6 protein-coding genes are annotated in these 11,831 nt (G+C 43.6%); all 6 read right to left on the bottom strand.

Going from position 1 to position 11,831, the window contains the following annotated elements; all coding sequences use genetic code 11:
- The 6 genes from KZP23_RS08280 to KZP23_RS08255 all read right to left on the bottom strand — a co-directional run bounded on the left by KZP23_RS08280 (position 1) and on the right by KZP23_RS08255 (position 11,823).
- Positions 1-1,185, bottom strand: coding sequence for a glycoside hydrolase family 88/105 protein (locus tag KZP23_RS08280; RefSeq protein WP_226335727.1), 1,185 nt, complete (start codon positions 1,183-1,185; stop codon positions 1-3).
- A 341-nt stretch (positions 1,186-1,526) separates the two neighbouring features.
- Positions 1,527-3,710 carry a glycoside hydrolase family 65 protein gene (locus tag KZP23_RS08275; protein ID WP_226335725.1) on the bottom strand — a complete coding sequence of 728 codons (2,184 nt, stop codon included), beginning with the start codon at positions 3,708-3,710 and terminating at the stop codon, positions 1,527-1,529.
- A gap of 122 nt (positions 3,711-3,832) precedes the next feature.
- Positions 3,833-5,122, bottom strand: a complete 1,290-nt coding sequence (locus KZP23_RS08270) for a pectate lyase family protein (RefSeq protein ID WP_226335723.1) — start codon at positions 5,120-5,122, stop codon at positions 3,833-3,835.
- Between the two features lie 361 nt (positions 5,123-5,483).
- Positions 5,484-7,118 carry a RagB/SusD family nutrient uptake outer membrane protein gene (locus KZP23_RS08265; RefSeq protein ID WP_226335722.1) on the bottom strand — a complete coding sequence of 545 codons (1,635 nt, stop codon included), beginning with the start codon at positions 7,116-7,118 and terminating at the stop codon, positions 5,484-5,486.
- An 11-nt stretch (positions 7,119-7,129) separates the two neighbouring features.
- On the bottom strand, positions 7,130-10,216 hold the full coding sequence (locus KZP23_RS08260; protein WP_226335720.1) for a SusC/RagA family TonB-linked outer membrane protein: 3,087 nt from the start codon (positions 10,214-10,216) through the stop codon (positions 7,130-7,132).
- Positions 10,217-10,233: 17 nt separating this feature from the next.
- Positions 10,234-11,823 carry a fasciclin domain-containing protein gene (locus tag KZP23_RS08255; protein WP_226335718.1) on the bottom strand — a complete coding sequence of 530 codons (1,590 nt, stop codon included), beginning with the start codon at positions 11,821-11,823 and terminating at the stop codon, positions 10,234-10,236.
- Positions 11,824-11,831: the final 8 nt, after the last annotated feature.

Raw genomic sequence — 11,831 nt, 5'->3', positions numbered from 1 at the left:
CTACCATCCTAACTCCATAGCTGCCAAAATAAATGGCCCTACACCTTTGGGGTCATTGGTTCTGATCTTTTCATTGACATAATATTCATAAGAGCCATCTCGATATGGTTTGCCTCCCAAGCCTGCTACTGCACATACTTGCGTCAGGTTGAGTTCACCATCATCTTTCACCTCTATCAACTCACTGATAATACCTTCAAACCCCTTTTCAGCGGTTTTCCAATAGACCTTATCCAAATGCCCCTCATTCACGCCTTTGGCCAATGCATAAACAAACATGCTGGATACCGATGCTTCCAAATAGTTTCCTTCACGAGCACCTTGATCGACCACTTGGTACCACAATCCACTTTCCTTGTCTTGATAGCGACTTACAGCTGATGCAAGTCTTTGTAAGATTCCTTTCAGCACCACCTTTCCATAATGTTCTTCAGGTAAAAAATCTAAGGCATCTACCACTGCCATGGCATACCAGCCCATGGCCCTACCCCATACATTAGGTGACCTGCCTGTTTCAGGATCTGCCCAAGCTTGGAACCTGCTTTCATCCCAGCCATGGTAAAGCAAGCCTGTTTTTGGATCCCTCAGGTGCTTTTCCATCAATTCCAACTGCAACACGGCTTCATCGAAATCCTTTGGCTGATTAAACTCCTTGGCATATTGCATCAAAAATGGCGTGCCCATATAAGCACCGTCCAGCCACATTTGATTGGTATAGCGCAATTTGTGCCAAAATCCCCCTTCACTGGTTTTGGGCTGATATTTCAGCTGTCCTCTGAGGATTCCTATGGCCTTCTTATAACGTTCATCACCAGTTTTGGCATACAGGTTGAACAGCAACTTACCTGAATTGATCATGTCAATATTATAGGTTTCATACTTGTAAGTCTTGATCTGTCCATCCTCCTCGATCAGCTTATCTGCATAAGCTTGGATATAATTATAATAGGTATTATTATCCGTTTTCTTCCACAATTCTTCAAAAGCATGTAACATCAAACCCTGGGGATAGCTCCATACCGCCCGATCCATAAAATCCACCTGCCAGGCTTCAGGATTCCGCTTCATCACAGAAAGGGCCATCCGCTCTGACCAATCCAGGTCTTCATCAATCTGCCCGGATTGCCCAAAAGTTGATTGGCTAAAAAAAATGGCCATTATCAGTAATAAACTTAATTTCTTCATATTCTATTTATAAGGTTTCAATATTGAATTATTTCAAGGTCAATAAGAGGCTGTCTCAAAATATGTCATTTCGACGTTAGGAGAAATCTCTAGACTTGTTTGTTACTGGAAATCAACTCTATGAGATTCTTCCTTTCGTCAGAATGACACAAAAAACTCGACTTACGAGACAGCCTCAATTTTAATTGTTCCGCGTTTGTATGCCGCGGCGTAGTTCTTCCAACGGGAAAGCCTGATGAGTCAACTCTTCGATCCTTCGTCCCTTTGCCAAACTCAGGAACTGATGCTCAATCCAAAGTCTCACACATCTAATGTCTTGCGTCTCATGTCTAAGGTCTATTTCAAGGCATTTCCTTAAGTCCTTCCCATTTTACATTCCATTTTCCATTGTCAGGGAAACCCGGATTAGCCCGATCTGGTGCTCCTTCCCAACCTGCTGCCATCATGGCGACTGTTGTAAGCAATCCACCATTGCCTGGCAGATAGATTCTCAAGCGCTCATCTTGATAGTTATGGCCGTTTGGTAAATAGGTATTCTTTTCTTTTCCCATAAAAAGGGCTTCCAAAGCTGTTTCAGGCATATTGAGTCTTGCCGCACTCATGGCCATCATCGGATAATCCCAACCCCAGGTAGAGTCCCAGTTCCAGATCTTCAAAATTTTCTCCAATGTATTCTTCATAATGACCGTATCGATCATATCGGTCTTTGGTAAAATCCCATAAGCCCCCAAGACCACCGGGTGGTCATGCAGGTAAAAATCATCTTCATAAGCCCTAGGATGGGTACTGCTGGGCAGATAAAGGCTGTCTTTGATGGCCAAAGGAGCCAAATTATCCAAGACCTCTCTCCACTGTGGATTTTCTTCTATACCCAAACGCTTTTGCCAATCCAATGCTATATTCAAACCATAGTGCCAGTAAGCCAACTCAAAAGGAGGATCATCAGTAGCATTGGCAGGAAATAGCTCCTGAGCAGGAATCAATGGCGCTATCAAATGGTATTTGCCATCCTTTTCGCTCTTCTTTGCAAAGGATGCCATAAATTCAGCTGTTTCGAACACAAGCTCCTTGTATTTCTCCAAAGTGGCCTGATCTTCCCTATCCTGATAAAGTTGCTCTACAAAGTAAAGGATGTGGGGCTGCTGCCAAATCAAGTATGGGGCTACTTTAGATGGACTTTCATCTCCATAAGGATCAGTCATTTTTTGCCATCTGGCGCCTTTAAATCCCTGACGAGCTGCAGTGGCCTTGGCCTTCTCCAAAGAACTGAAATACCAAGGCAGGCTTTTTTCCATTAATTCCACCCGGTTCCAAAGCCCAAAATGTGCACCATGCCACCAATGCATTTCCATATGGAATTTCCCATACCAGCTGTTCATGGTCAATCCTGTCTCCTGTGGAGGTAAGGAACCCGCACAATTGACCTTGGTAAGGTATTGGGAAAGGACCACCCTTCTTTCCAGTTCCTCTGCCCGCTCATCGGTACATTCCGAAAAATCAATCACCCCACCGGATTGCCAAAATTCTTCCCAACCTTGACTGCTACTATTTGCAGTAGCCTCAAAATCGGGCAATTGATCTTCTCCCTCTTTGGAAAAAAGGGCTGTAAATTCCAATGTTTCCTGTCCCTCTTGCGCATTGAGCAAAAAGGTATGCTTTGCTGCTGTTTCAAAAGCACCATTACCTTCCCAACTAATATCCGTCACATATTTGGTACTGTCCAATGTCCGCGAAACCCTCACTTGGCTTGGTCTTGTTACTTCTACATAGGAAGTATGTTTATCTGCTTGCGTCCAATCATAACCTGGGCAAACATGGCATCCTGAGCCATAAGGATACCTGAATTTCACTTTCAATTGGCCATTTGCCACCAAAGGTGAGCTGATTTTCGCTGCAATTCCATCTTTTTCCTGATGGGCAAAAAGCTCCACTTTTACTGGCTGCCCCTCCACTGTATACTCGCTGGTGATCTTTCCATTCCATAAATCCAATTCCTGCTGTATATTTTCCAGATCATCCACTTCCACCTTACTTCCATCAGATTTTAATATCTCCAAACCAATAATGCCCAAATGCAGGCGATGTGGACTGGTCCTGAAATAATCGGTGACTTTCTTTTTTCGCCCCTCTTTCCACTGTACCGGAAAGGATATCACCTGACCAATGGCCGAGGTATCATAGCGTAAGATCTCCTCCCATTCATAATTGTCCGGATTAGGAAAAGCATGCCAGCCCCATTGGCTTTGTGTACCAAGGGACACTCCCTTTTCATAATATTCCGGAAATGTCTGTAAGCCGCTGACATCCACCGTATAGGCAAATTCCCCATTGCCCACAGAAAGCGAGGCTAAAGTATCGGGCTGGGTCAGTACAACATTATGCCTGTTGACCAGGGAAAAACGGTCTATCGACGTGGATTTCTCCTCTCCACCTTCTTGGGGCATAGAGCATGAATAAAAAGTTAATCCAGCCGACAATACCAGACTAAATGCTTTGAAAGAACGCTTCTTAAATAAATTGATCATATGGGTATTATTGAAATTAATTTGCTTCAAAAAAAGATCACTACTGCAAATAAAACCAGCCCTCACTTCTCCTCTCCCTCGAAATCTTTTGCAGCCAAATTTTATAAGGGCAGTATAATCCATCAAAATTGGTTTCCATTCCAACTTAGATAGTGATCCACTACTAATCCATTAAGATAATTTTCCAATGCTGTATATCCGTTCTTGTCTGTCCGGTTTCTATCATTAGCATCCCTCGGGTCCAAGCCATTTCGATTCTCATACTTGTCTGGCATTCCATCGCCATCGGTATCCTTATCAGCTTTCCCACCTTTAACTTTTCCTGGACCTTTCATGGGAAGCTCCATTTCATCACTGATGGTTTTTCCTTTTTTCCCGAGGGAAACCAAATCCTTGATCAGGAAATTATCTACCTCATCCCTGTATAATGATGCGCCAACTTGATCCACGGCTTGTTGATAGGCTTCTTCCGGATGGAGGACAGTCACTTCAGGATAATCAAAGGGGTCTTCCTTCCAAGTAACAGGCTCGTATACTTTTCTCTCCACTAGCTCACCATCCAACTTTCCATTGAAGTTCCCATCATACCAATTGTCTTTGGCATAAATATGAAAGTTTTCATTGGAGCGGTTAAACGGTGGTGTATCTCCTGTTTCAGGGCCCGCTATGAAATAATTGCCTTCAACATTTGCATAAGACTTACCTGCAGAGCCCCCTCCTTGGATATAACCGGCCACTGCCCAATTGTAGACAACATTATTAACATATTGATTCATGCCTTTTACTTTGGGATTTCTAGTGTGGTTATTGATCCATAGGCAAGCCAAAATAGACACCCCGCCATTGGGCTGAATCAAGCCTCCTGTAGAGTGTGTTTGCAAGCCCTGTCCGATGATAGAATGCTGTAAAGTAACATTTTGCACATCACCATTGAGATCAAAAGTCCCATCTCTGCCCCAAGTGATGGAAACATGATCAAAAATCATATCATGACCATGAGCTATCCCTATGGCATCTTTTCCCTTATCTCCCACCTTTCCCATTCTTACACGGATATATCGAGTAATGGTATTGTTAGCATCAGAATAGCTCAGTCCATTTCCATAAATCGTAATTCCTTCTCCAGGAGCTGTCTGACCTGCTATGGTAATATTTTCCTGCACCACAATTCTGGATTTGATGTGGATCACCCCTCCTACTTCAAAAACCACGGTCCTATTGGACTCGCTTACTGCTTCTCTAAAGGAACCAGGACCGGAATCGTTTAAATTGGTAACTTTATAAACTTCCCCTCCTCTTCCTCCTGAGGCATATTTACCAAAGCCCTCTGCACCTGGAAAGGCCAATTGCTGAGCTTGGGTAAGCACTGATGAAAGTAATGTAATGACTAATAATAATGGGATATATCTCATTTTTCCAATGGTTTTGATGAGTATTGAGTCATGAGAATCCAGCTCAAGACTTAATACTAGCTACTCTATACTTACTATTAAAAAGACAAAACCGGGCAATAAGTTGCCCGATCCTGTACCTAATTAACAAACCCCAAGTATCAAGTCAATATTTTAAACCCGTTTTATGCATTAGGAATCGTTATGAGAACTGAAACTACAAGAAAATCAGGCTGTTTGGAGATTGAATCATAGCATCGCTATGGTGAACCTGTCTACCGCCAGGTAGAATCGAAAACAGCATCGAAGCGACTGATTTTAAAGTAGTTTCAGGTCGCAAATGCATTTTATAACTTGACTTGATACAAGTGTTATTACTGTTCTATTTATTTAAGTCATAATTGATAAACCAGTTTTCCGGTTGCATCAGTAAATTCCTGATGCTTTCGCTTTTTCCTGATGGATACTTGGCACTCACCCGGTCAGCTAACATGGATGGATCATTCCATCTCTTGGCCATCCTGATCATGGCAAAATAAGACCTTGCTTCTCCAGCACTCTCCATACAGGTTTCTTCCACCAAAAGACTATCCAGACCTTTCTTATATTGTTCAATCTTTTCAGGGGTATCAAGGTCTTCTTTGCTCAGTCCCTCAGGATAAACAGGACCAAGATCAACTCTTCTTCTTACTCCCCAATTGCTGCTGATCCCTGCATTGATGACTTCATTATCCAAAGGATAGCGAAGATTGTCTTCATTCTTGGACAGATAGGTCTGTACACCGTCATTCAGGAACGCTTCTGCCTCTGCAAACAACTCCATCTGGTTGAGTGCTTCTGCGATGAAAAGATGAAGATCGGCCGCTCTATAAAGCACAATATGGACATCGTTCTTATGAATATTGTCAGCAGATTCATGTGCCCTGGAAAACTTCCTGACAACCCAATCGCCATTTTGCCTCCAATAGGTATAATCTTCTCCCCGGTACCTATCCCCCACGGTGATACCATCTTGACGTACCTGCTTCTGGAAGCGCTCCCTGGCCACCTCTGTAGGTCTTAGAAAATAATCGTTTGGCTGGATATTGGAAAAAGAAGAGATCAAACGGTTCGTTTGCTGCCTTTGGTATTCAAACGGCACAATATTGATCAGCTCTCTGGTTTTGGTAATCGGATCACGGTAGAAAAACTGGATCCACTCCCCATTATAGTCCTCATTGCTGAGCTTATAGCGCTTGCTCCCTTCATCGTATATAAATGGCATCCCTATGCTGACCACTTGCTCATAATTTCCATTCCATAGGTACAGTTCCATCAGCAAAGGTTCCGGGGAAGGACAAATCATATTCCATGTCAAATCCTGGGCTGAGGTACTTACCCCTGGAAACAATAGATCAGACCAGATCAGTACCTGCTTACCATTTATTCCATTTACGCCCCCTTCCATCAGCGTGATCAATTGCCCGATCAGTTCATCAAAACCTAAAGTAGGGTACTTTGAGAGATCCGTTTGTTCTGTTAGCGGCTCCTCCATATAAACTGCTTCTCCATACAGTTTGGCCAGCATCAGGTAAGCCCAGACTTTAAAGCGAATAGCACCACTGACCAAAGGTTCAAAAACGGCATCTTCGACCGCATTCGGATTGGCCGCTTTGTATTCAAAGGCTTTTTTGATATAGTTATTGGCATTGGAAATTACGTCATAGTAGCCCTTGGGGTCCACAAAGGAATTTCCCTGTCCAATACTGTGATTATAGATATCCCAAAGTTCCTGTGGGGCATTGTCGGTAGGCGCCAGAAAGTCCCCTCTTAGCTCTGCCAAAAAGATCGCTTGGTCGGCCACCGACTGCACTTTGGCAGCAATACCCATATAGCCAGAGTAGAGCTCATTTGTATTGCCCATATAATTTTCTTCCAGTAAAATATCGTCAGCATCTGACTCAAAGTAGCTTTCACAACTACCCAAAGCCATCAAACCTGCGACAAGCACGCATTTATAGAATGAAGTATATTTCATAACTGATGTCATTAGAATTGAAGGTTAAAACCAAGTTTAACGGTAGTTGGCAGAGGCAAAGCTCCAAAATCCACCCCCTGCATATAGGGCTGATAAGAATAAGATGTCACCGGATCAAGGCCCAAATAATCGGTCAATGTAAACAGGTTTTCACCTGCCAAGTAAACCTCTCCGCCTTCTATAAAGCTCACCCTGCCCAACTGATAACTCAAAGTCACATTATTGAGCCTCAGATAAGAACCATCCTCTATCCAACGGTCAGAAAAACGACTATTTCCCATTGGATCACCAAACATGGCCTTGGGAATATCGGTTACCTGTCCATCAGTTTGCCACCTTCTATCTACAGCAAGGGATTGGTTGCGGAAATCACTTAGCGATTCCATTTCCCTTCGGGCAGCATTGTAGACCTGATTGCCAGCACTATAGGTGAACTGGGCGGATAGGGAGAATTGCTTATACCTCACTTGGGTAAAGAAACTACCGAAAAAATCAGGTGAAGCATCGCCGATAACCCTACGGTCCATATCATCAATCACACCATCTTGGTTAAGGTCTTCAAAATGGATATCTCCTGCATTGAACTGGTCACCTTTATAATCTACCAAGCCTAGCGCATCAGCCTCCTCTTGAGTGGAAATGACGCCATTGGATTTAAATCCATAAAAACTGTATGGGTTTTGCCCAACCTTTGAAACTATGGCCCAATCTCCTGGCATCTCACGCACCAGCTCGTCCTTATCACCCCCCATGGAGCTGAGTTCATTTTGATTTTTATTGATGGTACCACCAAAGTTCCAGCTAAACGCTCTTCTATTGATCAAGCTGAACTGCAGGCCTGCCTCAATACCTTTATTTTCCAGTTTTGCTCCATTGACATACATTTGGTTGATACCATACACCGAGGATACTTCCTGAGGATAAATCACATCAGATGAAACCGTCTGGTAAAGATTGATACTGGCTTTCAATTTCTGGTCAAAGAATCCAGCATCCACTCCTACATCCATAGTCTGATTACGCTCCCAGCTCAAGGAGGTATTGGCCACATTTCCATTGACAATGCCGGCTAGACTTCGATAAGCTTGGCTGCTATAAAATTGACTGCTCAAACCCGTAGGATATTGACTGTTTCCAGTAAGACCATATCCTGCATGTATATCCAACAGGTCCACACTTTTGCTATCCCTCAACCAAGGACTGTTCTTGGCTTGCCAGGTCAAATCCAAGCCCGGAAAAACCCCAAATCGTTGGGTGGCTTTTCCCGTGGATGAGGCTCCGTCCACTGATACGTTCAAGGAAGCCAAGAACTGCTCTGCAAATTCGTAGCGGGCATAACCATAGAGGCTCATCCAGTTCCAGGAATTATAATATCCCTGAAAAGAGCGACCCTCAGCATCTACATAGGAGAGGGTTTTATAAAAGTCAGAGCTAGTATTTCTACCATATCCACCATCAAATTCCTGACGGGTGAGTAATCCTTGATAACCAATCCCTGCATCCAAGGAATTACCTCCTATTTCTTTAGCAAAATCCGCATTGACCTTATAGTAAAGGTTAGCAACCTTTCCACTTCCCGCCCTGGCAGTATTCAAGGCCACACCTTCCTCTAATGGTATAATGGTTTGATCTGATCTCCCTGGAATAAAGCTGGTCTGCCGCTTATACCCTGAATAATAGCCAAATGTCCCACTAATAGTGGTATAATCACTGGCTTGAAAGTTCAATCCGGTATTCAGAAACAAATCAAAATTGTCAGATTCCATTTTCGTATTATTCAATACGGCATAGGGATTGGATACGCCAAATTGCCTTACGGCATCATAAGCCGGCAACTGGTTATTGTACTCGTCTTTTTTGAATGGGCTTAGAATCGGGGCTTTATACAATGCAGCCATCAAAGGATTGGAAGCATCAGAAAGTACCTTTTCATGAAGCTTACTGTTGCCATAAGTCAAGCCCAAAGAACTGACCAATTGGAATTTTTGACTCAAGGCAATCTGTGCGTTCAGCCTGGTAGTGTACCGGGTATAATTCGTTTTGTTCATCGTGCCACCTTGACTGCTGGCCCCCACGGACAAATCATACTTGGCAATGGCATCCCCACCTTTTACTCTCAAGTGATTGGAGGTAACAAAGGCGGAGCGATCGATTAGTTCTTGCCAATCATTATCATTATTGTAGAGGAAGTTAAAGTAATAATCCGGATCATCTTCCAAAAATGGAAAGAGTGCCAACATATCCCCCATATCTTCATAGCGGGTAAGCCCCACATCGCCGATATAGCTCTTGAAATCATCCACGCCAAGTAAAGGCAGTCTTTTTTTGTTGTAGGCTACCCCATACTGCCCTGAAAATTCAATTACCGTCTCCAAATCCTCCGGAGAACTGGTTTCTATCAACAAGACCCCATTTGACCCCAGCGAACCAAACCTTGCCGCCTCACTGCCTTTAACCAACCTGATCTCTGCGATATCATTGACATTGATGGCATTAAAAATACTGGCCGAATACCCTTCTATGATACCTGAATTGTTCAGGTCCTGAAGATAAGGAACCCCATTGATGAGAATCAAGGGCGCATTATTGCCTGTCATGGTCCTTATCCCTCTTAGGTTGATATAGGCTCCTTCACCGGGCATGCCACTTTTATTGATGACGTTCAACCCTGGAAATGCTCCTTGGATAACATCTTCCACATACATGGCACTTGGCTTAAAGCGTTGCTGTGGCAAAACCTCTGCCTTCATCTCGCCCTGCTTCAAACCTTTTTTCGGCAACTCATAATAATCATAATTCTGGGGCACCAGTACGACCTCTAGTTGATTTCTTCCCAACACAGGAATTACCTTTTCCTGGTATCCAGGCAGCCAGACCCTTAGCTCACCTTCCAACTTATCTACTTCCAAGCTAAAGGCACCTTTTTCATCAGTTTGTGTGGTGTTTTCCTGATTTTCCAGTGATATATAAGCCTCCTCCAATGGAGCATGTCCCAGAGAAGAAACCACCTTTCCTTTGATGACTTGTTGTGCCTTGGTGCTAATGGCAAACACCATCATCACGGCCAACAGGATCCATCCTTTATTTATGTTTTGCATCTTTCCTTCAGTTTTCATCAGTAGTTATTTTGGGTGGGTACTAATGCCCAGTGATAAAGCTTCATTTCTTCCCGTGAAGACTTGCCCAATAAAGCCACCTCCACTCGAAGTTTAAATGAGCGCACTTCATCACCTTCGATATTCACAATACCGACCAGACCTCCCAGTCCATCCCATTTGGTTCCCGGAACGGTATTGGTACTTCGGTCATAGTTCCATGGAGAAGAAGGCTCCACATTAAGCTCAGCAGCTACCAGCTGATCATCTATATACACATTGAGGTAAGGATGGTTCTTGGACTGTACGCCCATGTACAAATTGTACTCTCCTGGCGGCACTTCCACCACCGAAGCGGTAGTGGTCCCGTCTTCATTTTTATCCAGCTTCACAGGGGTATAATCCACGGCTAATGGTTGCCCCGGAATATCCTCTCCAAAAAGCCGCAAAATGGTGTAAGTACCAGATACATTAATGTTTGGGAAAGAATAATTATCCGTGGCCTGTATCCTTATCTCACTGGTATTGTGAAAAGTAAACAGCTCATCACGCTGTTCATCAGGAACAAACTCGTAATAGTAAAACAACTGCTTGATCGCCGAAATATGGACATTATTGGGGATTTTAAGGAAGTTGACATCATAGACCCTTCCATTGCTCATGCGCTTGTACTGTGGATTGACCCCTTGTACTGTCGTCTTCCATAGCTTCCCAAAAGCAGACACCAAATCCTCTTCCGCCCCATAATCGTCCACGACTTGATCATAGAAAACCGCATCCATCACCCAGTTCCAAGCGATCAGAGAATCAGCCTTGGTAAAAGGCTTTCCGAACTGGTCATATAGTTTTTGGAGGTTGTCAAAACAGACGCCCACCACCTCATTACTCGGCACAAACATGGTCACTTGTGAAAATTCTGACCTAAAATCAACTTCCTCGAAAATGGGATTCTCAATGACAAAAGCTGAATCATAAATCGTATTCCCAGATTTATCCACGCCTATAGGAACACTATTGCTAGCATCAAAGACAGTGTCATTGGCCGCAAAAACAGAGTCCCTGATCATGGAATATTCATCGGACAAGCCGTATAAATACTCATAGATACTTTCATCCGGTACCATCAGCTCATTGATCTCATGGACTACTCCATTTTGACAAAACTGATTTCCTTCTGTCACCGTGGCATCGGCCACTTGGATTTTATTTTCCACTGGCCTGGTTACGGGAATGTATTTTCCATTAAGGGACCTCAACCTCAGCCCATCCCTTAGCTTGCTCATGTCATAGGTCAGGTTATTGATATGATAGCGTAGGACAAATTCCTTATCCAAATCCATGCTCTCGAGCGCTTGCATGGCCTCATTATTAACTGCCCAAACGGACAAATACTGGTCACGGGTGAGCTCTTCTGCAATACCATATTGTTCCAAAGCCTCCACAAACTTGGAGTAATCAGGAATACTTTTTAGGTAATCCAATAGATTGAGTGATGATACCACATAAGCGCTCTCATCTCCGCCATCCAATCCATAGTGCTCATCCCATACTTCATTACAGGCCATGGACAGTAGTAAGAGCAAGCCCATTATATATTTTAAATTTTTCATTTGCTTCA

This window comes from Echinicola marina (assembly GCF_020463795.1).
GTDB lineage: Bacteria > Bacteroidota > Bacteroidia > Cytophagales > Cyclobacteriaceae > Echinicola > Echinicola marina.
Note: the sequence above shows the minus strand (reverse complement) of the source record. Positions and strands in the feature narration are given on the sequence as shown.

Bases quoted from the DNA above. Each gene is read 5' to 3' on its own strand.
- KZP23_RS08280 (WP_226335727.1), bottom strand. From the start codon at position 1,185: ATGAAGAAATTAAGTTTATTACTGATAATGGCCATTTTTTTTAGCCAA.
- KZP23_RS08275 (WP_226335725.1), bottom strand. From the start codon at position 3,710: ATGATCAATTTATTTAAGAAGCGTTCTTTCAAAGCATTTAGTCTGGTA.
- KZP23_RS08270 (WP_226335723.1), bottom strand. From the start codon at position 5,122: ATGAGATATATCCCATTATTATTAGTCATTACATTACTTTCATCAGTG.
- KZP23_RS08265 (WP_226335722.1), bottom strand. From the start codon at position 7,118: ATGAAATATACTTCATTCTATAAATGCGTGCTTGTCGCAGGTTTGATG.
- KZP23_RS08260 (WP_226335720.1), bottom strand. From the start codon at position 10,216: ATGCAAAACATAAATAAAGGATGGATCCTGTTGGCCGTGATGATGGTG.
- KZP23_RS08255 (WP_226335718.1), bottom strand. From the start codon at position 11,823: ATGAAAAATTTAAAATATATAATGGGCTTGCTCTTACTACTGTCCATG.